Source organism: Pseudoalteromonas shioyasakiensis (genome assembly GCF_022398475.1).
Taxonomy (GTDB): Bacteria; Pseudomonadota; Gammaproteobacteria; order Enterobacterales; family Alteromonadaceae; genus Pseudoalteromonas.
On record NZ_JAKEVM010000017.1, the window covers coordinates 22,410 to 48,153 of the forward strand.

The following is a 25,744-nucleotide window of genomic DNA, read 5'->3' on the forward strand; positions in this document are numbered from 1 at the left end:
GAGATTGTAATGAAACAACTTTTAGCTGCATTCTCGCTGATGTTTTTAGTTATCAGCGCCACTGTTTTAGCATCACAAATGGATGTTCGATTTGCTAAATTTGATACAAACGCCGACGGCGAGATTTCATTAACTGAAGCAACTAAACACGATAACTTACTTAAGCAATTTGCTGATCTGGATGAAAACGGCGATCAGGTTTTGTCTGAACAAGAGTTTGAAAAATTCAAACCTTAACGGCTTAAAGTGCTTGCCATAATCCCAGAGGGAATGTGTAAACGGATTTAAATTTTGGGAGTTAAATTATGGCAAGCACTTTTATTTATAAAGGAGAGTAATTATGAGAATTTTCTGGCTTGCTTCATGCACCTTAATTACTATAAGCTTCAATAGCTTAGCATTGGATGTAAAACAACGATTTGATCACCTCGATAAAGATAAAAATGGTTTTTTATCTGTGCAGGAACTGTCATCACAACCGCACTTGCAAAAACGCATAGCGCAGTGGGATACAGATAAAGATCAACAAATCTCGCTCCTTGAATTTAAACACTATTTAACAAACAAGAGTTAAAATAATGTCAAAATTAACCTTTGCCAGCCTAATTTTATGTGGTGTATTTAGCACAATAAGTTTTGCTGCAGATAGTATTGGTGAAAAATTTAAACAACTTGATCGTAATGACGATGGCTACCTGACTCGTTCAGAGTCAGCGAGAGATCCTGCTCTGTGGTCACGTTTCAAAAACTACGACAGCGATAAAGATAATAAATTATCGCTCAGTGAATTTAAGGTCTACGCAAGCAAATAAAGAGTTACAGTTAATTATTTACCTGCTGCTGAGTTGCAGTTTACTGCAACTCTGATACTGTTTTCGTAAATCAATAAAAACTATTAGAAGATTATGAAACTCATCATCAGCTTACTAGCAACAGCTTCACTTAGCTGCTTTGCCAACACCACTGTTATTTACAATGTAAATGGCTACACGCCTACCTACAAAGGTGAAACCCAACACTTTTCTGCACTGGTTTTTAAAGACGGTAAAGTCGTAAAAACAGGCAATGACTCAATTAAAAACAGCTTCCCTGACGCCACCTCAATTGATGGTGAGCAAGCCACGTTGTTACCTGGTTTAGTCGATGCTCATGGCCATGTAATTGGTTTAGGGAATAACCTCTCACAACTTGATGTCAGGAATACGCTCTCGGCAGATGAGGTTGGCAAAATGCTGGCTGAGTTTGCCAAAGATAAGCAAGGTTGGATCATTGGTCGCGGTTGGAACCAAGAGCAGTGGCCTGGCGGTGAATTTCCAACTGCCGCTGATTTAGACAAGTATGTAAAAGACAAACCTGTGGTGCTTTCTCGCGTTGATGGTCATGCAGTATGGGTTAACTCAAAAGCCATGGAACTTGCAGGTATTGATAAACAAACTCCCTCTCCTGCCGGCGGTGAAATTTTAAAGCTAGATTCTGGGTTACCTTCAGGGGTATTCATCGATAAAGCTGAAACACTTATTACCCAGCATGTACCAAAAGCAAGTCATGCCAGCATAAATACAGCATTAGATAATGCTGGTGAACACTTGCTGAGTTTGGGTATTACATCAACCCATGATGCTGGTATCGATTATGATACATGGCAAGTGTACAAGCAGCGCTCTGAGCAAAATACCCTTCCGGTTAGAATCGTTGCCATGCTAAGTGCAGCCGATCCTCAGCTAGAAACCATGCTCAAAGCAGGCAAATATAAAGACATGAATGACATGCTGTCGATTCGAAGTGTCAAAGTGTATGCGGATGGTGCTTTAGGAAGTCGAGGCGCAGCCCTTATCGAGGAATACGCAGATCGTAAAAATCACCACGGCTTAATGCTTGAAACCCAAGAAAAACTTGAGCAACTATTCAACTTAAGCTTTGCTCATGGTTTTAGTGCGAACACCCATGCCATTGGTGATAAAGCCAATCATGTTGTGCTCGATGCTTATGAAAATGTGTTTAAAAAAACCGGTGGGATTTTACTGCGTAACCGAATTGAACATGCACAAGTTGTTACTCCTGAAGATATCCCTCGTTTTAAAACGTTAAAAATTATTCCATCAATGCAGCCTGTTCATGCAACCTCTGATATGCATATGGCAGAGCAGCGCCTAACTGAAAAACAACTTGAAGGGGCGTATGCTTGGAAAACCTTTTTAGCGCAAGGCTCAATAATTGCAGCAGGTTCTGACTTTCCTGTAGAGCTTGCTGATCCGTTTGATGGATTATATTCAGCCATTACACGAATGGATCATAATCAATTACCTGAAGGCGGCTGGCGACCACAAGAGCAGCTATCGCGTGATGAAGCTTTGCGTGCATTTACTTTAGGTGGTGCTTATGCTGCACATCAAGAGTTTAAAGTAGGTAGTTTAGAGCAAGGAAAGTGGGCTGACTTTATTTTGATTGATAAAGACTATTACAAAGCCCCTGTTTCTCAGATCCACGATATAAACGTGACACAAACTTGGATTGCGGGCGAGCTGAAGTATAAAAAAGAGAAATAATATTACTTAGTGTTACTCGGCGTCAGCTTTTTGCTGACGCTTTAATTTAATGATGTGGTAAATATTCACAAACGCCAGTAAGCCATTGGTAAAGGCTACCGGAACGGCACCAATTGCCAGCCCGTAGAAGGTAAATGCAATACACCCTGCTAGGTTGAGCCAGCGTAGTTTTACTACATCGCTCATTGTCAAAGAAGCAACCAACAGTGCTGACGCTAAATAGCCTAAATATTCCCAACTCAATTGTTCTCTCCTAGGCTTTAGGTTAGCATTGGAGCTTGTCATTTTTTTTGACGCACTCTGTGCTAGTTTGACAATAAAATAAAAAAGCTAACTTACTAAAAACCTTGTAAAGCTTAAGAGTAATCTTAGCTTTAAAATCATTACACGGGAAATGAAGGTATCAGTAACGTGAAACACCTTACTAGCAAGTTAGCGTAAATTCTTAGAATCTTAATGCTAACGTCATTAAGATGTAATAAATAGGACAATTGTCCGAAGAGCGGCGTTAATGTTTCAATATCATTTTTCAAGCTATCTTGTTGACCAATTACTGACATTTGCTGGCAGTAGTTTTCAACAAGCTAAAAAAGAAGTGCTGATCCACCAAGATCAACCCTTGTCAAAACTCGTATTAGTGAGAAGCGGCACAGTGTCATTCAGCTATGACGTGGGTAATGGCCGACGCCTTCTTTTAGGCCAGCTTGATTGTAACAACACATTGATTGGTGAGATTGAAGCACTGAATAACTACCCGTGCATTTACACAGTTACGTGTTTTAGCGATGTAAGTTATAACTTAATAGAGCTTAAGCATTGGCGCGCACTACTCTTAGAAAAGCCAGAATTAAGCTTATACACAGCGCAAACAATTGCTGCTAAGTTCCAAGAAAACCAAAAAATAAACTTAGATAAACTGCTATTACCACTTAGCTACAATATAGCTAAAGATTGCTTGTTAAGAGCTGAAAACAGCAACCCAACACTACTGCGTGCCTACCCTACCGTAAATGCTGAAGCAGAGCGCTTTGCCACCACCGAAAGAGCTTATAGACGAGTAGTTACAGAACTAGTTGAAAAAGGCTTAGTGCAGAGAAGTAACCAAGGTTTACAAGTGGTAGATATCGACAAGCTTAGTGACTACGTAGAAAGTTTTGCGCAGTTATAAATGTGTTACAAATTATTCTTAAATGCTTTAAAATAATATTACCAAACTGAAAAGCAAAGTCAGCACAAGTTCAGTTGGATAATCTATAAATATTCATAGAGTTAAGCTTCTTAACAGTAAGACTCTATATTACAATTTAGCAAAGCGGTTTGTTATCAGCTGTTGTACTTGATAGATAAGACAGAACTTTCTTATTTTATTAATGAAAGTATATATAATGTTCACTTGACGTATATATAATGTACGCTTATCCTTCAATAACAGATAACCATGTGTGGCGTTTTTTCGGTGCACAAACCGGTACTATTTGCTCTAATAAAAGTCTGATTACTTTACGAGAAAGGAAAGAAAGGTAACGATTATGGGAAACAATGAATTTAAACTAACCAAGCTAGCGCTAGCGTTAGGTGTCACTTTAAGCTTAAGTGGTTGTTTGAGTGATGACGACAAAAACGACACAGTGCCTGAGCCACCTGTACCTACTGTAGATGTTCCTGTGGCTGATACACCTGAGGATTTAACGTTCTATGTTTCAGGTAACGTAGTTCAAAAATCAACAGGTAACCCAATTGCTGCAACAATTATGTTCTACCAAGACGGCTCTCCTTCTGAAAATGTTGTAGATATCGACGGTAACTCTATTACCTCTATCACAACTGAAGATGGTTCTTTCACATTCAATCTTGCATCATCAGATGTTTCTACGCTTAAAATGATTGTTTCTTCAGATGAGTTTATTTCTAAAACTTCGATTTTAGACTTCTCTGAAGTAGATGACTCTGAACCGTTTGAAGCTTTCGTTCAACTTACAAAACTTGATGACACTGTAACTTCTGCTTCTGGCACAGGTACTGCTACTTCTGGTCAACTTGCTGAAGAATTAACTGTATCAGCAGATGCAGACTCGAGCTCGGCTTCAGTTGCTATTGGTACTGATGTTGTATTGCAAGATGCTGATGGCAACGCAATCTCTGACGGTGATATTAGCTTATCAGTTGTTACTGCTGATGTTGATGCGGCTTCAGGTAAAGCAAAAGCAATTGACCTTATCCCTGATGGTTTAAATGAATCAAGTACAACTACAGTTCAAGTTCCTGTTTCGATGATGAATGTTGAAATGATGGCTGGTGATTCAAAAGTGAAGAACTTCTCTAGCCCAATCTCTCTTACGGCATCATTACCAGCAACAGTTAATGGCCAAGCCATTTCTGAAGGCGATTCTCTAAGTGTAATGTCTTATAACGAAGATACTGGTGAGTGGGCAACTGAAGATTCTGTAACAGTAGACGCGGATGGCAACGCAACAGTTTCTACTAATCACTTATCTGGCTGGCCTTTCCTTTGGAGCTTCCCAGCTTGTACAGCGGTACCAACTTTCGCATTAGGTGGGTATCCTGGTAGCGTACCATTAATTATTGATATTGATACTCCTCAATTTTCATACAGCCGCCGTATTAAATCTGGCAGCGGTAACCTATTCTTACGTGCTGCAGCTAAGTATGGCTTATGGAATACTTTAAATGCTCGTATCTCTGTACGTGATTTACTAGGTAACTCATGGGGTTTCAGCTCACAATTAGTATGTGGTCCAATTTCAATTCCAGTTGTTCAACCTTACGAAATCGTTAGTGAGAATATCAATGTAACTTATTCTTGTTCTAACGCGAGCGAAGATTTCCAAGATAATACGTACCCATTCACAGGTGCTTTAGTTAAGTATGCACAAGCAAACAGAATTAAAACAGCAGCAAGTGGTTCTGATGGTTCATACAGCTTAACTGGCTTACAAAGTGGTGCAGAGTATGATGTTGTATTCACTCCACGTGGTGTTGATGTTGAAGAGCAAACATTCACTATCACGGCAGATGGTACTGATGAAACCTTTAACATCGTTCGTGACAACTGTGAAGTTGAAGAAGTTCCTGTAACTGGTGGTACTGGTGGTACTGGTGGTACTGGTGGTTCTGGTAACGGTGGCTAGTCCACAACGCTAATAAAGCTTTTAAAACCGCGCTTATGCGCGGTTTTTTATTGCCTTTAAAAAATATACATAAACACCAAGTTTCTCTTTTGTGATAAGCATCAATGCATTTACGCTGCTTAAACTACCACTATTATCAATGGGGAGTTTTACGCACTTAATTAAAGACAATAAAAAAGGCCCACTAAGAGCCTTTTATGAAACATCTGAACAAGATTACTTTTCAAGTAAAATGTCGTGGATGTTCGCTAAATCAGACTTACCTTCGATAATTTCGTCTGGCGTTAGGCCTGAAAGCTCATGAGGGAACACTAACCACTCTTCAGACTCATGAATGAAGTAATCTGGCACCATGTCTACCTTTGAGTTCTTCGGCTTGTAGTATGGGCATGCAACGCGAATATCACGTGGTAGGTTTAAACGCATTAACTCCGAAAGCTTTTCTTTTAATGCAAAAATACTGCGGCCAGAATCGAACACGTCATCAACGATTAGTAATGAATTGTCTGCATTGGCATTTTCAATGATGTAATGCAAACCGTGAACTTTGATCTCTTTAGATTGCTGGTTAATACCGTAATACGAAGAAGTACGCACTGCGATATGGTCAGTTTCGATGCCTTTGTAATCGTAATATTCTTGAACTGCGATACCAATTGGAGCACCACCACGCCAAATACCAATGATGAAATCAGGACGGAAACCATCTTCATAAACTTGTGCCGCAACACGAAATGAATCTTCAAGAAGCTGCTGCGCAGTGATATAGCACTTATCTGACATAAATAGAGACCCCAGTGTGAATTGATCATTCAAGTGTAGCTAATTTAATAAAAACTAACCACAGGATGAGAAAATGTGGGGCGTGATTTTATACTAATTTACTCAAAAAAGCTTGTATCAGTTTGTAAAATTCCCCTTTAGATCAAAAAAGCCCCTTAACTTAGATAAAGTTAAGGGGCTTAATGAAAAAGATAATTGCTTATGCTTTTTCTAGTAATGTTCTTGCAACGGTACGCATACCTTGTGTTGTTGCGCCTGCAGCCCACTCGCTTGTGCTACCCATGTTAAATGCAGCAGCAAGGTCAATGTGAACCCAACCTTTACCTTCATTTGGCACAAAGCGTGATAAGAAACCAGCCGCATTAGAAGCACCACCGTAGCCACCACCTTTTTGTGGACGACTATTTGCTGTGTCAGCATATGGCGACGGGCAATTTTGTTGGTGCCACTTTTCAAGTGGTAGTGGCCAAGCAGCTTCCATTTCTTGCTCTGCAAAGTCTTGTACGTCACGTACAAGCTCTTTATCAAGACCAAACAATGCATTGTACTCTTGGCCTACAGCAACAAGCGCAGCGCCTGTTAAGGTTGCCGCATCAATGATTAATGGCGCGCCAGACTCACCTGCTGCCATTAAGCCATCAGCTAGTACTAAACGACCTTCAGCGTCTGTGTTAACGATTTCAACCGTTGTACCATTTTTATACGTTAAGATATCGCCAAGTTTGTAGGCGTGGCCTGAAATTAAGTTTTCAGCACAGCATAAGAACAACTTAATGCGTTTGTTGATACCACGGCTAATAGCAAGTGCTAAACCTGCAGTCACAGTTGCTGCGCCGCCCATGTCGCATTTCATGCCTAACATGCCTTCACTTGCTTTGATTGAGTAACCACCTGAATCAAACGTAATACCTTTACCAACTAAAGCGGCTGCAACAGGCGCGTTTTCATCACCAGTTGGGTTGTAATCTAATGCTAATAATACTGGTGGACGTTCACTACCACGGCCTACCGCATGGATACCAATCCATTGTTGCTCTAATAAAGCATCACCTTTAATAATTTGGTAGCTTACGTGCTCAGGTGCTAGTGACTGAATAAACTCAGCTGCTTTACCAGCTAGGCTCTCTGGGAAAATATCATCAGCTGTGCCATTGATCATTTGACGAGCCCACGTCGCAGCTTGCTTTAAAGAAGCCAATTCTTTGCCGTCTGTTTTTGCATTTTCAACAAACTCAATAGCATCTAAATTCTTTGGTGAAACAAAGCCTTGGTAGAAAGCCCATTGTGTTTCTGTACACCAAACATCGCCCACTAAGGCAATATTTTTTAAGCCTTGATTAGCTAACGTACGTGCTGCTTTTTGTACGTTTTTAAGTGTATCTTGCTCAGTTAAATGAACAGTTGCGCCTTGTTCAGTAAAAGAAAGAGCGGCTTTTTCGCCCCAATGTGCGGCAGCGCCCTGCTCGCTAAGTTGAACTAGAAATTTTTCTGACATGTTAGAATACTCTTTGCGCTAAAAATGTTACTCGAGTTTACTACAGCCAACGTCAGTTCCCAACAGCTTGCGATAAATAGCATTATGAGATGTGGTTCAATCCTCGTAATGAATCACTTACAATAAAGAAAAACGAATTACTAAGAGCCATGAAGTTTACTCCCGCATTACAAACAGCTACCTTAATTAAACGCTACAAACGTTTTTTAGCCGACTTAAAAACTGCCGATGGCGAAGAGTTTACAGCTCACTGTGCTAATACCGGCAAAATGACGGGCTGTGCAGAGCCTGGATTTAAAGCGTTTTATTCAACCAGTGATAACGCCAAACGTAAGTTCCCTCAATCCTTGCAATTAACTCAGAACCAATTCGATCACTTAATATGTGTTAATACCGCGATTGCAAACAACGTTGTACAAGAAGCCTTAAATGCAGGCGCGATTACTGAACTTGTTGACTACCAGACAATTGCTGCAGAAGTAAAATACGGCCAAGAAAATAGCCGTATCGATTTTTTATTAACAGGTGAACACAAACCCCATTGCTATGTAGAAGTAAAATCTGTGACATTACTTTCACAAACAGAACCACAATCTGGGCAAGGGTATTTTCCGGATGCAAAAACTGAGCGAGGCCAAAAACATCTGCGAGAGTTAATAGAAGTGGTGCAACAAGGACATCGTGCAGTATTATTTTTTGCCGTTTTACATGAAGGTATCAATCAAGTAAGTGCGGCGGAACATATCGACCCGAAATACGCCAAACTTTTAACTGAAGCTATAGATAATGGTGTTGAAGTGATTGCTTATAAAGCAAAAATTTCGGCAGAAGAAATTAAGTTGCAAGAAAAATGTGATTTTCTGAACTAAGCTACTCTTTTACGAAAACGACAATAAAAGCACTATTTTAGTTGTATTATTTTTTTTTGCCCATATAACTTAGCAAATTTAAAAAATTTATGGATAGTTAAGGGCTTACAAAACCGCCCATAATTATTTGAGCAATCATTAGCGCAAGGTCTAGAGGATTAATTAAAAATAAATTTGCCTCAGTCTAATGATTCTGCTATTTATAGCCGCCGGCTAACGCTGGGCAAAATATTAAGGATTTAGGAGAAAGTTATGCCAGACCAAAAAAGACTAGGGTTATTGGCTCAGGCCGGGTTGGAACCATACCAAGAACAGCCAGGTGAAGAGTATATGAATGAAGCACAGCGTGCTCATTTCAAAACAATTTTAGAAGCTTGGCGTAACGATTTACGTAACGAAGTAGACCGTACTAAATCGCATATGCAAGACGAAGCAGCTAACTTTCCGGATCCAGTAGATCGTGCAGCACAAGAAGAAGAATTCTCATTAGAACTTCGTACTCGTGACCGTGAGCGTAAACTGATCAAGAAAATTGAAAAAACGATTCAATTAATCAAAGAAGATGACTTTGGTTTCTGTGAATCATGTGGTATCGAAATTGGTATCCGCCGCCTAGAAGCGCGTCCTACAGCTGATTTATGTGTAGACTGTAAAACGCTTGCGGAAATTAAAGAAAAGCAATCTGGACGCGGTTAATTACATCCTTTAATTAGCCCATGTCTACCACAGCCGTTAACACGCCAATGCGTGAGTATCGTGGCCGCTTTGCGCCATCCCCTTCAGGGCCATTACATTTTGGCTCACTTATAGCGGCTGTGGGTAGCTTCCTTGATGCAAAAGCCAATCAAGGGAAGTGGTTAGTACGCATTGAAGATATCGACACAACGCGTGTTGTAAGCGGTGCTAGCGACGATATATTACATACCTTAGAGGCTTACGGCCTGCATTGGGACGAGCCTGTCATATACCAAACCCAGCGTCATGAGCAATACCAAGCCATTGTAGACGAGTTAATTTCGCAGAACCTTGTTTATGCATGTCATTGCACGCGCAAAGAAATTAAAACAATCGGTGGAATATACCAAGGCCACTGCCGGTATAAAAACCACGCTTTAACTGATTCAGCGCTACGTTTAACCCAGCAATTTGCAACCAGTCAATACCATGATTTAATTCAAGGTAAAGTGTATGTTGATAGCCAACTTGCCAAAGAAGATTACTTAATAAAGCGAAGCGATGGTTTATTTGCTTACCAACTGGTCGTAGTCGCCGATGATATTGCACAAGATATTACAAGAGTCGTTCGCGGCGCTGATTTACTCGAACCTACCGCACGACAACTCAGTTTGTTTAAGCAGCTAAATAAACCGGCCCCAGAATACGCCCACCTACCTTTAGCAGTAGCTAAACCCGGTTTTAAGCTATCAAAACAAAATTACGCTCCGGCAATAGCAAAATCAGATCCAAAGCCTGCGTTGTTCGATGCCTTGCGCTTTTTAGGCTTAAAGCCAGAAAGCTCACTTTTATCGTTAAATATCGATCAGATGTTAGCATGGGCTATTGAAACTTACCGCCTTGAACACATACCAAAGGTGCAAGAAATACAAGTTAGCGAGGATCCAAACTCTCCTTTTTGTAACTTTGTTACTATTGAAAAATAAATTGCCAATTTTAAAGGCCGGGTAACTTAATTTTTCAGCCCTGCTGGTATATGATAGCGACCCAAAGTGTGCGAATCATCAACACCTTAATTTAGCGCCATTTAAAACACACTGATTACACGTCAATCTCACATCGGCGAAGTATCAAACAAACGCTATACTTGATGAGTCGCAAAGTCCGCGTCGTAGGAGACAGATTATTATTTCTAAGCTTTTTCAATTTTGTCGGCAGATTATTGGCCCAAATGCCACGACATCAAGTGATGCTTTGCCAACGAGTGAGTTACCTTTGGTGATCGAGCGCAGTGAACATGGTATTTCGCGCAAACAATTTAGCCCAAATGCAATCAAAGTATTGTACCGCCTTAAAGAAGGTGGTTTTGATGCCTACCTTGTAGGTGGTTGTATTCGAGATATATTGTTAGGCCAACAACCAAAAGACTTCGACGTTGTAACAAACGCAACCCCTGAGCAAATCAAAAAGCTATTTCGTAACTGTCGCCTAATTGGTCGCCGTTTTCGTTTAGCCCATATCGTGTTTGGTCGAGAAATTATTGAAGTGGCGACCATGCGTGGCCATCACGAAGCCGAAGAAAGCAAAAATCAAATTAGCCAATCAAGTGAACACGGCCAACTCCTGCGTGACAATGTCTATGGCAGCATCGAAGAAGATGCTGAGCGCCGCGACTTTTCGATTAATGCACTTTACTACTCAATTAACGATTTTTGTATTTATGACTATGCCAATGGCATTAGCGCGATAAAAGCAAAACAAATTGAGCTAATTGGCGACCCAGAAACACGTTACCGTGAAGACCCTGTGCGCATGTTACGTGCAGTGCGTTTTGCCACCAAACTGGGAATGAGCATTGCACCTGGCACCGAAAAGCCAATTAAAGGCCTTGCTAATTTACTTGATCATATTCCGCCTGCTCGTTTGTTTGAAGAATCACTCAAATTGTTTTTAAACGGCAAAGCTGAAGAAAACTACTTAATGCTACGCCAGTATGGTTTATTCAAAGCATTATTTCCTGCTCTTGATAAAATCTTAGATGCCAACCCTGAAGGCTTTGAGCATACGTTTATCCTGCAAATGTTTAAAAACACCGATAAACGTATTAATGCTGATAAAAAAGTCACCCCAGCCTTTATTTTTGCAGCCTTATTGTGGTTCCCATTGCAGAGCATTGCGAAGAAGTTACAACAACGCGACCAACTTTCAGAGTACGATGCATTTGCACAAGCAATGAACAAAGTACTGAGTGAAAACGCGCAACATGTAGCAGTACCAAAACGCTTCACCTTGGGTGCACGCGATATTTGGCATATTCAGCAACGCCTTGATAAACGAGGTGGTCAGCGTGCTTACAGGCTCACTCAACAGCCTCGCTTCAAGGCTGCCTATGATTTCTTACTACTGCGTGTGCAAGCTGGCGAAGAGCAGCAAAAAGAGCTTGCTGACTGGTGGACAACCTACCTAAGCCAAGACATCAATGGTCAAAAAGAAATGGTTAAAAGTTTAGGACACCAAGGTGGCCCTAAGCGCCGTCGTCGCCCACGCAAGAAAAAAGTAGACTAAGTATGAATACCGTTTATTTAGGTTTAGGTGCCAACTTAAACACACCACGTAAACAAATTCATGCTGCTGTCACTGCCCTAAAAGCATTAAAAAACGTTGAGTTTGTTTGTGTATCCCATGATTACGCAAGCAAACCAATGGGGCCACAAGATCAACCCGATTATGTAAATGCAGTCGCGTGTGTTAAAACTGCACTTAAGCCAGAGCAGTTGCTTGATTTAACTCAAGCCATTGAGCTTGAGCATGGCCGTGTTAGAAAAGAAGAACGCTGGGGTCCGCGTACCCTTGATATAGATATTTTATTGTTCGGTAATGACGTGATAGACACCCCTCGCTTAACTGTGCCTCATTATGGCTTAACAGAGCGAGAATTTGTTGTTTATCCCTTGTTGGAAATTGCACCAGCACTTGTACTACCGAATAATCAATCACTTGCTGATATAACAAAAACGTTGCCTTTAAACGATTTACAACAACTCCCTCAGCAGTAATCAACCAAGGCTAAGCCTTAGAGGAAATTATGTCTAAAATCACCGTTTCAACTCTCAATAAAATGAAACAAGAAAAACAAAAAATCACCGCATTAACGGCCTACGATGCCAGTTTTGCAAAATTGTTTCATGATAATGGCGTCGAGGTGATTTTAGTCGGTGACTCACTAGGCATGGTACTGCAAGGTGCTGATGACACCCTTGCAGTAACTAACACAGATATTGCTTATCATACACGTTGTGTGCGTGCGGGTAGCCGCGAATTATTTGTGATTGCTGACTTACCTTTTATGACCTATGCCAACCCAGCTGATGCCTGTAAAAATGCAGCAGAGCTGATGCGTGCTGGGGCAAACATGATAAAGCTTGAAGGCGGCGAATGGCTGCACGACAGTATTCGTGCAATGACCCAACAAGGTATTCCAGTATGTGGCCACCTAGGATTAACACCTCAGTCAGTACATGTATTTGGCGGTTTCAAAATTCAAGGTCGTGAGCAATCTCAAGCCGATAAAATGGTCAGCGATGCAAAAGCACTTGAGGCAGCAGGTGCACAGTTACTTGTTTTAGAATGTATTCCAAGTGAACTTGCTAAACGTATTACTGATGAACTGAGCATTCCTACGATTGGTATTGGTGCAGGTAATCAAACTGATGGGCAAATCTTAGTAATGCACGACCTAGTTGGTATTTCGGCAGGTTATATCCCTAAGTTTTCAAAGAATTTTTTATTAGAAACCGGCAATATGCCAGCAGCAGTGCAAAAGTATTGTGAAGATGTAAAAAGTGGTGCTTTCCCAAGTACCGAACACGAGTTTAAATAAATGCAATCAATCACTGAAATTAAATCGTTACGCAGCCAAATCAAAGCTTGGCGTCAAGCGGGCCTGAGCATTGCGCTAGTGCCTACCATGGGCAATTTACACCAAGGTCACTTTTCACTTGTTGAAAAAGCCAAAACATTGGCTGATAAAGTGGTTGTGAGTATCTTTGTAAACCCGATGCAATTCGGTGCCAATGAAGACCTTGATAGTTACCCGCGTACACTAAACGAAGATAAACAAGGTTTAGCAGATCTTGGTACTGATATCGTGTTTACCCCATCCGTTGAGACGATTTACCCAAATGGTTTAGGCGAGCAAAGCTTTGTCGATGTACCGGGTGTTTCTATGGGGTACTGTGGAGGCTCGCGTCCTGGTCACTTCAAAGGCGTTGCAACCGTTGTCACTAAATTATTTAATTTGGTTCAACCTGACTTTGCTTGTTTTGGTGAAAAAGATTTTCAGCAGCTACAGGTTATTAAAACCATGACGCGCGACCTATCTATCCCAGTTGAAATTGTTGGCGTTCCTACTTGCCGCGAAATCTCAGGTTTGGCAATGAGCTCTCGTAATGGCTATTTATCTGATGAGCAAAAAGACACCGCAAGAGTACTGTTTGCCACACTAAATAATACTGCAACGGCACTTAAACAAGGCAGCGCAGACATTGCAGCTCTTGAGGCAGATGCAAAAGCACAGCTTGAAAAGGCAGGACTAAAACCTGACTATTATTCGATTGCAGAGCGCTCAACACTAAAACCAGCCACCGTGGCTGACAAACAACTTGTTATTTTAGCTGCTGCTTATTTGGGCTCAGTACGTTTAATTGACAATTTACAAGTTGAGCTGGATTAAATAGCAACAATCTGGGTAAGATGGATTGCAAAGAAAAGACATAAACTAGGGATAAGCATGAAAAAATTACCAGCAATTGCAGCAACATTGTTTGCTATGACATTACTGTCTGCCTGCTCAAACAAAATTGAAAACCCAGAAATGCAGCAATGTGCTCAGCAAAACTATCAATGCGAAGCGAGCTGTGAGCAACAAAGCACCGCTGATGGCTTAGTTCATAAAGTCTGTAGCAACAAGTGCATTGAAGCTTACAACCAATGTAAAGCCAATGCAGAAAAGTTAGGCGAAGTTAAATAACAACGACTCGCTTTTTAAGGCACTGAAAACCTATTCGGTGCCTGCACTCCCCTCCTCGATTACAATTTCACTCGCACAATTAAGCCTCTGGTAATTTTGTTCATATTTTTGTTTACCCTTTAAGCTATTCATATTAGGGCAAGCTTTCGTTCATTAAACTTCTCCATATTGGTGACGAATAAACAACTGCAACTGTGTAATTGTTTCTCACTAATTTCAAAATTTTACTCTTCGCATTTAGCTGCACCAACTCAAAGCCATTGAGATTGTTAATTTTTATTTTGGGTCCAGCAATTGCTATGAGATATGAAAGAATTAACGTGATTTACGGCTAAAGGAAAATTGAATGAAACCAGAAACCCGAACTAAGCTCTTCAGCGCTATTAAAAAGAAGACCTTCTTGGGCGTATTATTAGCCATGAGCGCAGGTCATAGTTACGCAGTTGAAGACCCAGAGCAGCCAAAAGCAACTGAAACAGAACAAACAGCCGCTGAGGTTCAAGCAACCGAAAATGAAAAACAGCAAGTAGAGGATACTGCTGCTGTTGAGCTTAAGCCTGCAATGATCACGATTCCAGAAGAAAAGCTATTTGAAGTTATCACTGCACGTGCGAAAAAATTAGCCTCTGAGCCGTATGTAGCGCCTAAAGAGTTAGAGCTTGAAGCATTAACTAATATTGGTTATCAGGACTACCGTGCGATTCGTTTTCGTACTGAGCAAGCAATTTGGAAAGATCAAAGCCTGTATGAAGTGCAGTTATTCCACCCTGGCTTTTTATATCGCTCACCAGTTGCAATCAATACTCTTGAGCAAAATGCCGAAGTAAAAAGTTTACCTTTTAAAACAGATTACTATCGTTACGATGCAACTGCTGCCCCGTTAGAGCAAGAGATCAGCACCGCTATTGCCAATACACAACTTGGCCATGCAGGTTTTCGTTTGCATTTTCCACTGAACAACAACCAGTACAAAGACGAAGTAGCTGTGTTCCAAGGTGCTTCGTATTTTCGTTTAGTTGGCCCGCATCAAGTATATGGTCTGTCAGCTCGAGGTCTTGCAGTTGATACAGCACTGAGCTCAGGCGAAGAATTTCCTGTTTTCAAAGAGTTCTGGTTAGTAAAACCTGCACCCGAAGATACTACCATCGTGCTTTATGCATTATTAGATAGCCCTTCAGTGTCGGGAGCCTATCGTTTTGAACTAACACCTTCTACTAACACTGAAGTAAAAACCGAGATGCAAATTTTTGCCCGTAAAGACATTAAAAAGCTCGGCATAGCCCCGCTAACAAGTATGTTTTACCACGGTGAAAATAGTACTAAGTTTTTTGATGATTACCGCCCTGAAGTACATGATTCTGATGGCCTATTAATGCAATCAGAACAAGGTCAATGGATTTGGCGTGCACTGAATAACCCAAAAAAATTAAGTGTCACTTCGTTTAGCTACGAGAACCCTAAAGGCTTTGGCCTTGCACAGCGAGACCGAGATTTTAATAACTACCTTGATACCGAAGCGCATTATCACAACCGTCCGAGCATGTGGATTGAGCCAGTGGGTAATTGGGGTAAAGGGCGTGTTGAGTTAGTAGAAATCCCTACAGATACCGAAACCAACGACAATATTGTTAGCTATTGGGTGCCAGAGCAGCCTATGAAAGCTGGTGACAGCTTAAGCTTTAGTTACAAGCTGTCGACTTTCAATGCCACGCTTGCAACTCAAGATAAAGCGAGTGTGTTAAGAACCCGAATTGGTAGTGCAGCATTACCTGGTGAAGACAATCCACCACCAAAAAGCCACCGCCAATTTACCGTTGATTTTAGTGGCGAAACCATTAATCAACTATCAGCTAATTTTGCCATGCAGGCGGATCTTACACTCTCTGCTGGGCAAATAAGCGATAAAACGGTACAGCAGTTACCAAACAATCAAGGATGGCGCGTAGCATTTAAAGTGGCGCCAGAGGGAGATAAGCCTGTTGATATGCGCTTATCGTTAAAACTACGTGATAAAGAAATCAGCGAGGTATGGAGCTATGTCTGGTATCCAAACGACGTCCAATAGTAAAGCATTAAAGGCAACAGCAATGCCATTTAAGAAGACCCGCGCTTGGCTTTTTTCAAGCCTAGCGCTTACCATTACCGCCTATGGCGTGTGGATCATGTTCGATATTTTAAATTCTAACGGCATGACACCGCTTGAGTACGCTTTACTGGCATTATTTACAGTTACCTTCGCGTGGATTGTTACAGCCTTTTGTAGTGGCTGTATGGGCTTCATCCTGCAATTATTTCGTATTGACCCGTTGACCTTAAAACGTCAAAAGCCAATCGAGATTAATCAGCATGCCTTGAGCCAAACTAAAACAGCCATTGTTATGCCTATCTACAACGAAGATACAGAGCGTGTCATCGCCGGTTTTGAAGTAAGTTTACGCTCGCTGGCTAAAACAGGGCAAATGCCGCATTACGACTTTTACTTGCTAAGTGATACGCAAGACCCTGAAATTGCACGTAATGAACTTAAAGCGTGGAATGCACTTACTGAGCGCTTAGGTGATTTAGCAAAGCATACTTTTTATCGTCGCCGTGAAGATAATAAACACCGTAAAGTGGGTAACTTAACTGATTTTTGTGAACGTTGGGGCAGCCAGTACGATCACATGATTGTGCTTGATGCCGATAGCATTATGACGGGTCAATGTATGCTTGAACTGACTTCTAGCATGATCAGCAATCCAAAATCAGGCTTGATCCAGACGATCCCGATTCCGGTTCGCCAAGACACGTTTTTTGGCCGCTTTTTACAGTTTGCATCAATTTTATATAGCCCAATGCTGGCAACTGGTTCTGCTTTTTGGCAAACAAACCAAGCAAACTACTGGGGCCACAATGCGATTATTCGCGTTGAAGCATTCACAAAGTGCTGCGGCCTACCTATTCTAAAAGGTAATGCCCCATTTGGTGGTGAGATCTTAAGTCATGACTTTGTAGAAGCTTCTCTGCTACACCGCAGTGGTTGGGATGTGTTACTGCTTAGCGATGTTGAAGGCAGTTACGAAGAAGTACCAAGTAACATTCTCGATTACGCGATTCGTGATAGACGCTGGGTGCAAGGTAATATCCAGCATTTAGGTTTACTGCCTAAATCAGGTCTTAAGCTAATGAGTAAAATGCACTTTTTATTTGGAGCCACAGCGTATATTTCATCGTTGATTTGGTTATCGATGCTGGCATTAAGTACCTTAGATGCAGTAACTCGTGCACTTAATAGCGACGTGTACTTTAACCATGCTTATCAACTTTTCCCAACCTGGCAAATTGCTAAAACGGATTTAATTGATTCGTTGTTATTTATTACAGCTGTATTGTTGTTACTGCCTAAATTAATGGGCGTAATTGTGACTTTAGTGCATCGTAATAACGCCTTTGGCGGTACGATGAAGTTAATTGCCGGTTCACTCATCGAAACTATTTTTGCGATTGTGATTGCCCCTTTAATGATGGTGTTTCATAGCTACTTTGTAGTGTGCGTATTTTTAGGCAAAAAAGTTAGCTGGGATGCACAACCTCGCGAAGGCAGAATGGTACCGTGGAAAGAAGCGATTGGTTATACGTTATTTTCGACTATTACCGCGATTATCTGGGGCTCGGTTGCTTACTATTACACACCGACCTTCTTTTGGTGGTTATCACCTATTTTAGTAGGCCTTATTTTAGCAGCGCCAATTGTACGCTATTCAAGCAGCATCGGCTTAGGAGTGAAAATGCGTAAAATGGGTTTATTTTTATGTCCAAGTGAAGTTGAAAACGATGATACCTTAGCGGCACTTCGTGTACATCAACAAGAAATTGGCTTGCCAAAAGATGAACACGCTGACTTTAATGTACCAGCATTACCCAATGAATACCCAACGGTAATGCCTATTCAAAGCTTTAAGGCACCCTCGGGTAAAAAGCGCAAGCAAGTACGTATTGCTCAGCAACGTATTAAAGCCAAGCTCTTTGCCAAAAGCTAAACGAAAAAAAACCGCTCAATGAGCGGTTTTTTCATCTATGTCTGTATGGTTGTTACAGAAGGCCTAGCTTTTTAAGTTCAGCCATTGCCATTTTACCTGAAAGTGGCACATAACCATCTTTCTCAACAATTTTTTGACCGTCTACAGAAAGAACCATTTTTAAGAACTCTGCATCGATTGGTGAAAGCGGCTTGTTAGGGTGCTTGTTCACATAAACGTATAAGAAACGAGATAGTGGGTATTTACCTGTTGCTACGTTTTCTAATGTTGCATCAACAAAGTTATCGCCTTTCTTAGAAAGTGGAACTGTGCGTACACCTGATGTTTTATAACCGATACCTGAGTAACCAATCGCGTTCACTGAAGAAGAGATTGACTGTACTACAGATGCAGAACCAGGTTGTTCGTTTACGTTGTTACGGAAGTCACCTTTACAAAGTGCTTTCTTCTTGAAGTAACCGTAAGTACCTGATACTGAGTTACGACCGTAAAGCTGGATATCTTTTGCAGCCCAATCACCCTCAAGACCTACTTCGCTCCAACGGTTAACTTGTTCACTTGCACCACATTTACGTGTAGAAGAGAAAATCGCATCAACTTGGTCAATACGTAAACCTTTGATTGGGTTATCTTTGTGTACGAATACAGCTAGAGCATCGATTGCAACGCGAACTTCAGTTGGCTTGTAGCCATAACGCTTTTCGAATGCTTCGATTTCTTTTGACTTCATACGACGGCTCATTGGGCCGAAGTTTGCTGTACCTTCAGTTAATGCTGGAGGAGCAGTTGAAGAACCCGCTGCTTGGATTTGAATGTTTACGTTTGGATAGAAGCGTTTGTACTCTTCTGCCCAGAACGTCATCATGTTTGCAAGAGTGTCAGAACCAACAGATGAGAAGTTACCAGAGATACCACTTGTTTTAGTGTACTCAGGCATATCTTTATCAACTGCAGCTGCTTGTGCTGATACAAATGTTGTTACAGCCACACCCATTGCGGCAACGAGATTTTTGAATTTCATAGGGGTTACTCCGATTTGTTCGTCCCATTTCCTAACTGCGGTCTACTCTAATGACACTAGATGACAGTTAGATTACCCTTAAATGACATTTTTATGACTTTGCGGTTTTTTTGGTATTACCTGCAATACGCACGACTTTTTCGCTACCAAATGCAAACGCAAAGGTCGAGCCTTGTCCTACTTTACTGCTGATATCTAAACGACTATCATGCCTTGTAAGTACATGTTTTGTAATAGCTAAACCTAATCCAGACCCACCTGTCGTACGGCTACGCGCTTTATCTACACGATAAAAACGCTCGGTTAAACGGTTAATATGCTCTGCGGCAATACCATCACCATTATCGGTCACACTAAATGCGGCTTGGTTATTTTTAAACTGCCAATCAACCACAATTTTGCCACCTGGCTTGGTGTAATGAATGGCATTAAAAACAAGGTTAGAAAAGGCACTACGTAATTCATCTTCGGCCCCTTTAATGTCTAAGCTCGGATCAACATTAAAAATAAGCTCATGGCCTTTATCTTGGTTTAATGACTGTGCTTCGGTTTGAATATAGGTAAGTAGCTGCGGCACATTGACAGGCTTATCGTTATCTTGACGACGTGCCCCTTCAATACGTGACAACGACAATAATTGATTAACCAGACTGTCCATACGCTTACATTGTTCAAGCATGGTTGTTTGCGCTTTTTGCCACATTGCAGGAGGTGGTAAGCTATCTGAATCAAGCATCTCTAAGTAACCGGTTACCACAGTAAGCGGTGTTCTCAGCTCATGAGAAACATTGGCCACAAAGTCTTTACGCATCTGCTCAAGTTGCTTTAAGCGAGTAACATCACGCACCACCATCATCAACTGTGAACTTGCATAGGGCATAACACGAAACTCTAAGGTTTGATCGTAGCTGTGGCCACCATCAAGCTCGAGCGGTTCATCGAAACAAGCTTTATGCATGTACTTTGCAAACTTAGGATCGCGAATAAGATTATCTAAGCGTTGCCCATGATCAGTAGGCCACTGTAAACCTAAAACCTTTAAAGCCAATTGGTTACACCAAATAATGCTTAGGTCTTTTTGCAATACAACCACCGCATCAGGCACAGCTTCGGCGCCATCACGAAAACGGCGTATTAAGTCTGCCAATTCATTGCGTTTTTTACGGTTGCGGTGTTGTAAATGATAGATCCCTTCAAAGACTTGCTCCCACGCTCCCTCCCCTTCGGGTGGGTTAAAACTACGTTGATTAAGGAGCCAATCGCTGAGGCGATATAATTGATGATAATGCCAAATTAAAAGTGCAAAAGAGCCTAAAAATAAAAGCAAAAAAGGCGCACCTACAAGTACGCCAACTAATAACAAGGGTAAGAAATACATAAACAGGCGTTTTGCTAACGCCTGTTTATTCACTACTCGATACATACACTCACTTTACCTTAAGTATGTAAATTAGCTTGTTAAGGTCATTGCCATGACACTTATAATTTACTTGAAAAACGATAGCCTGCACCGCGAACGGTTTGCACTAAACGGTCATGCCCTAATGGTGCAATCGCTTTACGTAGACGGCGAATATGTACATCAACAGTACGGTCTTCTACATATACATTTGTTCCCCATACATGATCAAGTAATTGTTCACGACTGTAAACACGTTCAGGATGTGTCATGAAGAAATGTAGTAATCTAAATTCAGTAGGCCCCATATCTAATTCACTACCTTCTGATGTTACACGGTGTGAGATTGGGTCAAGGCGTAAGCCATGAACTTCAATGGCTTCTTCTAATGAGGTTGGTGAAACACGGCGAATAACCGCTTTAATGCGCGCCATTAATTCTTTAGGAGAAAATGGTTTGGTTACGTAATCATCAGCACCTACTTCAAGGCCGCGTACTTTGTCTTCTTCTTCACCGCGAGCAGTCAGCATAATGATAGGGATCTGACGAGTATATTCGTTTTGCTTAAATTTCTTAGCAATTTGAATACCGCTACCACCAGGTAACATCCAATCTAATAAAACCATATCTGGGTATGGTTCAACCATAGCTTCAATCGCAGAGTCATAATCTTCTGCTTCAATTGCTTGAAAACCATTTTGCTCTAAAACAAAAACCAGCATCTCTCTGATAGGCGCTTCGTCATCGACGACTAGTACTTTACGTGACATTCCAATTTATCTCTTTCGTTAGCGAACTGGTTTCATTATTATGACTAAGTATGACATTTTTATGAAAGTCTAACGAGTAATTGAAAAAGCGCAAAAAAATCAAAGCAAAAATAGCCATTTTTTACGCTTAAATAGTAAGTTTTGGATTAAAAGTCATACCTTAAAGTGACTGCAAGATGATCTTCATCAGCATTATTATCTAGTGAAAATTGCGTATACCACATGTACATACGCGCTTGTTTTGACAGGCTTCGTTCAACCCCAACAGAAGTACCGCTACCCGAATCTTTCAATTTACCAAAGCTGCCATCAGTATCTTGATATTGCGCCAGCAACTTATATTTATCTATTTTGTAAGATGCGCTCACTAAAAACCCATCTTCTTTGTCAGAACCTGTGATTTTTTCGCTTTGTTGATACATACCGCCTAGGGTTAAATCGCCTAATTTGCCTTGCGCCGTAAACCGTGTTGTATCATAACCGGCTACTTTACTGTCGTGGGCAACACTTACAAAGTAAGGCGCTTTTTTAAATTTACTATCACCATACATAAATGCCGCAGAAACACCGGTTTCTTCATCTTGTTTGGAGTTATCTTCAGCAATATAGGTGACCACAAATTGCATATTGCCAACAATTGGCGAACTGTAATGAACTACATCACCAAGGCGATTTTCACCATTAAATAAGGCTTTAACATCACCATTAAAGTCGTTCATTAAATCAATTTTACCCTGCGATACTTTTAACGCCGTATCGTGACGACCAAGCACTACCTGCCCATAGCTGCCTTGTAGACCAACATATTGATTACGCGCGGTAATATTCTCTTCAGTTTTACCATCGCTATCTTGATCTGCCGCATTTACTGCAAATTCAAACTTATATACGGCTTTTAACCCATCGCTTATTTCACCGCTACCTTTGATCCCCATACGAGAGTTATAGCTCTCAATAGACGTTTCGCTGCCATCGCCAGTGTCGCTATTAGCAACCCCTAAATGGGCCCGACCATACACATCTACAGCTTCGGCAGCACTATGAAAAGAAATAAAGCACATTGCAAAGCTCGACAACATCATGGCAGGTTTATTCATGGTAGCGATCCTCAATTTAAGCAATAACTTAAAAATCGAACATAAAGGGCTTTTGGTCAAGGCGAGGAGGAGATATTTCACATAAAAATCACGGATCACTGATCTACCAACTTAATCAGATCAGGATCAGGTTTTTACTAAGAAGATCAACTTCAGATCAGTTTTTTACCTAGAGAATAAGATAACTTGTTGATTTAATGTTAAGACGCTCAGCATTTCGTTTAAAAGATGAGCAAAGAAAAGCCTGTGATCAGTATACAACTAGTAAAATAATGATCCGTGAAAGCGAAGGTTAGTAAAACAGTGATCCTGAAAAGCACGAGTAGGTATTTCGCTGATCCGCCTTGATCTAACTAATAATACCTATTTGAATGTAATAAAAAACCGGCATAAAGCCGGCTTTTTCAACTTATTATCAATTACTTGATTTGTGGATCAAGTTCACCCGATAAGTATTTAAGGTGCATATCATCTAAAGAGATAGGCTTGATCTTACCAGCTTGACCCGCAGTACCAAAGGCTTCGTAACGAGCAACACAGATCTCAGTCATTGCTTTCGTTGCTTCTGCTAAGTATTTACGTGGATCAAAGTTAGCTGGGTTTAAAGCTAAGTGACGACGAATTGCACCTGTTGATGCTAAACGAAGATCGGTATCGATATTTACTTTACGAACACCGTACTTAATACCTTCGATGATCTGCTCTACAGGCACACCATACGTTTCAGGGATTTCGCCACCGTATTGGTTAATCACTTCTAGCCACTCTTGTGGCACAGAAGAAGAACCATGCATTACTAAGTGTGTGTTAGGAATACGCGCGTGGATTTCTTTAATACGATCAATCGCTAAGATATCGTCTGTTGGTGGACGCGTGAATTTGTACGCGCCATGTGATGTACCACAAGCGATAGCAAGTGCATCAACCTTAGTTTTACTTACGAAATCAGCGGCTTCTTCAGGATCTGTTAGCATTTGATCAGTAGACAATTTACCTTCAGCACCAACGCCGTCTTCTTCACCTGCTTCCCCTGTTTCCAGTGAACCTAAAACACCTAACTCGCCTTCAACAGACACACCACAAGCATGTGCCATTTCAACGGTTTGACGTGTTACATCAACATTGTATTCGTAGCTTGAAGGGGTTTTACCATCAGACATTAATGAGCCATCCATCATAACTGACGAAAAGCCTAACTGGATTGAGCGCTGACATACACCTGGTGAAGTACCGTGGTCTTGGTGCATTACAACTGGAATATGAGGCCATTCTTCAACGGCTGCTAAAATCATATGACGAATAAAAGGGGCACCAGCATAGGCACGTGCGCCTGCTGAACCTTGTACAATTACCGGGCTGTTTGTTTTGTCAGCCGCTTCCATAATTGCACGCATTTGCTCTTGGTTATTAACGTTAAACGCAGGTACGCCGTAACCATTTTCAGCTGCATGATCAAGAAGTTGTCGCATACTGATTAAAGCCATTTGGTATTCTCCAAATTGTATCGACAGTAGTTTCCTACTATCTAGTTTGAACGGATAAGTTATTTTTTTGATGCATCACTGCATCACGAAAAGCTCGCGCCTACCGTAACAGCTGTAAATAAAACGAGGGTGAGAGGTATTTTATTAACAGCTAAACCAGCGTAATTACCTAATAACTACGCTGGCAAACGCACTAATTACTTAGCACGTTCTTCAAGCATAGCAACTGCTGGTAATTTTTTCCCTTCTAAAAATTCAAGGAAAGCACCACCACCGGTTGAAATGTAAGAAACTTTATCGGCAATGCCGTATTTATCAATCGCTGCAAGCGTATCACCGCCACCAGCAATCGAGAATGCACTTGAGTTAGCAATCGCATCAGCAATAGCACGTGTCCCGTTACCAAATTGGTCAAATTCAAATACACCAACTGGACCATTCCATACAACAGTGCCTGCATTAGCAATGATTTTTGCTAGTTGGTTTGCTGTATCAGGACCAATATCGAAGATCATGTCTTCGTCTGTTACTTCATTCACATCTTTTAATGTTGCCACTGCAGATTCTGAGAACTCATTACCTACAACAACATCAGTTGGTACCGGTATTTCACCGTTATTAGCTTTTGCCGCAGCACTTAATTTGTTTGCTTCATCAATTAAATCAGCTTCAAATAAAGATTTACCTACTGGGTGACCTGCCGCTGCGATGAAGGTATTAGCGATACCACCACCCGTTACAAGTTGATCAACCACTTTAGAAAGTGAATCAAGTACAGTTAACTTAGTCGATACTTTAGAGCCACCAACGATAGCAACTAAAGGACGAGCTGGGTTATCAAGCGCTTTACCTAGTGCGTCTAGCTCCGCAGCAAGCAGTGGACCTGCACATGCAACATCAGCAAATAAACCCACACCGTGAGTCGATGCTTGTGCACGGTGAGCCGTACCAAATGCGTCCATTACGTAAACATCACATAATGCAGCTAGTTTTTTAGACAGTGCTTCGTCGTTTTTCTTTTCGCCAGCGTTAAAACGTACGTTTTCGAAAACAACCACTTCGTTATCAGCAACGTCTACGCCTTCTAGGTAGTCTTTTTCAAGACGAACTGTTTGCTCAAGGGCATCATTTAAATAATTAACCACAGGGGCAAGCGAAAACGCTTCATCATATTCCCCTTCCGTAGGGCGGCCAAGGTGTGACATCACCATTACTTTAGCGCCTTTTTCTAACGCTAATTTGATAGTTGGTAATGCTGCACGAATACGTGCATCAGAGGTCACTTTACCTTCTTTTACAGGCACATTTAAATCTTCACGAATTAACACGCGTTTGCCGTTTAAATCTAAATCTGCCATTTTAATGACCGACATGGACTTCTCCTTAGTTAACGATACTAATATTATAT

The 25,744-nt window shown here is 41.2% G+C and carries 25 protein-coding genes; 16 read left to right on the plus strand and 9 right to left on the minus strand.

All coding sequences use genetic code 11. The annotated features are described in order from the left end of the window. The first annotated feature begins 9 nt into the window (after nucleotides 1-9). The 4 genes from L1D51_RS05340 (at nucleotide 10) to L1D51_RS05355 (ending at nucleotide 2,546) form a co-directional block, all read left to right on the plus strand. Entirely contained in the window at nucleotides 10-237 is a 228-nt protein-coding gene (locus L1D51_RS05340; protein ID WP_054551189.1) for a PLC family EF-hand domain-containing protein, read from the plus strand. A gap of 103 nt (nucleotides 238-340) precedes the next feature. Further along, entirely contained in the window at nucleotides 341-574 is a 234-nt protein-coding gene (locus L1D51_RS05345) for an EF-hand domain-containing protein (protein ID WP_054560866.1), read from the plus strand. A 4-nt stretch (nucleotides 575-578) separates the two neighbouring features. Next, nucleotides 579-812, plus strand: coding sequence for an EF-hand domain-containing protein (locus L1D51_RS05350; RefSeq protein ID WP_054560867.1), 234 nt, complete (start codon nucleotides 579-581; stop codon nucleotides 810-812). A 93-nt stretch (nucleotides 813-905) separates the two neighbouring features. Beyond that, nucleotides 906-2,546: an amidohydrolase gene (locus L1D51_RS05355; RefSeq protein WP_239963086.1), complete on the plus strand. Its 1,641-nt coding sequence runs from the start codon at nucleotides 906-908 to the stop codon at nucleotides 2,544-2,546. A 12-nt stretch (nucleotides 2,547-2,558) separates the two neighbouring features. On the opposite strand, the gene L1D51_RS05360 is transcribed toward L1D51_RS05355, so the two are convergent. Next, complete coding sequence (locus L1D51_RS05360; protein WP_054560869.1) at nucleotides 2,559-2,789, minus strand: YgjV family protein; 231 nt, start codon at nucleotides 2,787-2,789, stop codon at nucleotides 2,559-2,561. Between the two features lie 268 nt (nucleotides 2,790-3,057). Here L1D51_RS05360 and L1D51_RS05365 point away from each other — a divergent pair, with 268 nt between their 5' ends. Together L1D51_RS05365 and L1D51_RS05370 are read left to right on the plus strand one after the other, a co-directional pair. Further along, a complete protein-coding gene (locus L1D51_RS05365) occupies nucleotides 3,058-3,714 on the plus strand; it encodes a Crp/Fnr family transcriptional regulator (RefSeq protein ID WP_054560870.1) in 657 nt (218 codons plus the stop codon). Nucleotides 3,715-4,075: 361 nt separating this feature from the next. Beyond that, nucleotides 4,076-5,695: a hypothetical protein gene (locus L1D51_RS05370; RefSeq protein ID WP_239963088.1), complete on the plus strand. Its 1,620-nt coding sequence runs from the start codon at nucleotides 4,076-4,078 to the stop codon at nucleotides 5,693-5,695. Between the two features lie 216 nt (nucleotides 5,696-5,911). Here the strand turns inward: L1D51_RS05370 and L1D51_RS05375 are convergent, their stop codons facing one another. Together L1D51_RS05375 and pepB are read right to left on the minus strand one after the other, a co-directional pair. Then, nucleotides 5,912-6,478, minus strand: a complete 567-nt coding sequence (locus L1D51_RS05375; protein ID WP_054560872.1) for a phosphoribosyltransferase — start codon at nucleotides 6,476-6,478, stop codon at nucleotides 5,912-5,914. Between the two features lie 199 nt (nucleotides 6,479-6,677). Further along, a complete protein-coding gene (gene pepB, locus L1D51_RS05380; protein ID WP_054560873.1) occupies nucleotides 6,678-7,973 on the minus strand; it encodes an aminopeptidase PepB in 1,296 nt (431 codons plus the stop codon). A gap of 149 nt (nucleotides 7,974-8,122) precedes the next feature. Between pepB and sfsA the strand changes: the two genes are divergently transcribed. The 10 genes from sfsA to mdoH all read left to right on the plus strand — a co-directional run bounded on the left by sfsA (nucleotide 8,123) and on the right by mdoH (nucleotide 18,565). Beyond that, the gene (sfsA, locus tag L1D51_RS05385) at nucleotides 8,123-8,842 is read left to right on the plus strand and encodes a DNA/RNA nuclease SfsA (protein WP_239963126.1); all 720 of its coding nucleotides are present in this window, start codon (nucleotides 8,123-8,125) and stop codon (nucleotides 8,840-8,842) included. A 252-nt stretch (nucleotides 8,843-9,094) separates the two neighbouring features. Beyond that, the gene (gene dksA, locus L1D51_RS05390; protein WP_054551179.1) at nucleotides 9,095-9,538 is read left to right on the plus strand and encodes an RNA polymerase-binding protein DksA; all 444 of its coding nucleotides are present in this window, start codon (nucleotides 9,095-9,097) and stop codon (nucleotides 9,536-9,538) included. A gap of 20 nt (nucleotides 9,539-9,558) precedes the next feature. Next, on the plus strand, nucleotides 9,559-10,503 hold the full coding sequence (gluQRS, locus tag L1D51_RS05395; protein WP_239963090.1) for a tRNA glutamyl-Q(34) synthetase GluQRS: 945 nt from the start codon (nucleotides 9,559-9,561) through the stop codon (nucleotides 10,501-10,503). A gap of 292 nt (nucleotides 10,504-10,795) precedes the next feature. Continuing rightward, nucleotides 10,796-12,082, plus strand: a complete 1,287-nt coding sequence (pcnB, locus tag L1D51_RS05400) for a polynucleotide adenylyltransferase PcnB (RefSeq protein WP_239963134.1) — start codon at nucleotides 10,796-10,798, stop codon at nucleotides 12,080-12,082. A 2-nt stretch (nucleotides 12,083-12,084) separates the two neighbouring features. Then, nucleotides 12,085-12,573 (plus strand): 2-amino-4-hydroxy-6-hydroxymethyldihydropteridine diphosphokinase, encoded by a 489-nt coding sequence (gene folK, locus L1D51_RS05405; protein ID WP_239963091.1) that lies wholly within the window; start codon nucleotides 12,085-12,087, stop codon nucleotides 12,571-12,573. Nucleotides 12,574-12,602: 29 nt separating this feature from the next. Then, entirely contained in the window at nucleotides 12,603-13,397 is a 795-nt protein-coding gene (panB, locus tag L1D51_RS05410) for a 3-methyl-2-oxobutanoate hydroxymethyltransferase (RefSeq protein ID WP_239963103.1), read from the plus strand. Next, a complete protein-coding gene (gene panC / locus L1D51_RS05415) occupies nucleotides 13,398-14,249 on the plus strand; it encodes a pantoate--beta-alanine ligase (RefSeq protein WP_055021001.1) in 852 nt (283 codons plus the stop codon). A 96-nt stretch (nucleotides 14,250-14,345) separates the two neighbouring features. After that, nucleotides 14,346-14,546: a hypothetical protein gene (locus tag L1D51_RS05420; protein WP_370625252.1), complete on the plus strand. Its 201-nt coding sequence runs from the start codon at nucleotides 14,346-14,348 to the stop codon at nucleotides 14,544-14,546. A 346-nt stretch (nucleotides 14,547-14,892) separates the two neighbouring features. Further along, the gene (locus L1D51_RS05425; protein ID WP_055021002.1) at nucleotides 14,893-16,611 is read left to right on the plus strand and encodes an OpgD/OpgG family glucan biosynthesis protein; all 1,719 of its coding nucleotides are present in this window, start codon (nucleotides 14,893-14,895) and stop codon (nucleotides 16,609-16,611) included. Beyond that, nucleotides 16,583-18,565 (plus strand): glucans biosynthesis glucosyltransferase MdoH, encoded by a 1,983-nt coding sequence (gene mdoH, locus L1D51_RS05430; RefSeq protein WP_239963105.1) that lies wholly within the window; start codon nucleotides 16,583-16,585, stop codon nucleotides 18,563-18,565. The genes L1D51_RS05425 and mdoH overlap by 29 nt, the downstream gene beginning before the upstream one ends. A 52-nt stretch (nucleotides 18,566-18,617) precedes the next feature. Here mdoH and L1D51_RS05435 read toward each other — a convergent pair whose 3' ends face one another. The 6 genes from L1D51_RS05435 to L1D51_RS05460 all read right to left on the minus strand — a co-directional run bounded on the left by L1D51_RS05435 (nucleotide 18,618) and on the right by L1D51_RS05460 (nucleotide 25,709). Next, complete coding sequence (locus L1D51_RS05435; RefSeq protein WP_054560880.1) at nucleotides 18,618-19,586, minus strand: PstS family phosphate ABC transporter substrate-binding protein; 969 nt, start codon at nucleotides 19,584-19,586, stop codon at nucleotides 18,618-18,620. 91 nt (nucleotides 19,587-19,677) lie between these two features. Beyond that, nucleotides 19,678-21,009 (minus strand): phosphate regulon sensor histidine kinase PhoR, encoded by a 1,332-nt coding sequence (phoR, locus tag L1D51_RS05440; RefSeq protein WP_239963115.1) that lies wholly within the window; start codon nucleotides 21,007-21,009, stop codon nucleotides 19,678-19,680. A 56-nt stretch (nucleotides 21,010-21,065) separates the two neighbouring features. Further along, nucleotides 21,066-21,755, minus strand: a complete 690-nt coding sequence (phoB, locus tag L1D51_RS05445) for a phosphate regulon transcriptional regulator PhoB (RefSeq protein ID WP_054551169.1) — start codon at nucleotides 21,753-21,755, stop codon at nucleotides 21,066-21,068. Nucleotides 21,756-21,901: 146 nt separating this feature from the next. Continuing rightward, entirely contained in the window at nucleotides 21,902-22,852 is a 951-nt protein-coding gene (locus L1D51_RS05450; RefSeq protein WP_054560882.1) for a porin, read from the minus strand. Between the two features lie 419 nt (nucleotides 22,853-23,271). Beyond that, a complete protein-coding gene (gene fba, locus L1D51_RS05455; RefSeq protein ID WP_054560883.1) occupies nucleotides 23,272-24,336 on the minus strand; it encodes a class II fructose-bisphosphate aldolase in 1,065 nt (354 codons plus the stop codon). 197 nt (nucleotides 24,337-24,533) lie between these two features. Continuing rightward, on the minus strand, nucleotides 24,534-25,709 hold the full coding sequence (locus L1D51_RS05460) for a phosphoglycerate kinase (protein ID WP_054551165.1): 1,176 nt from the start codon (nucleotides 25,707-25,709) through the stop codon (nucleotides 24,534-24,536). Between the last annotated feature and the right edge of the window lie 35 nt (nucleotides 25,710-25,744).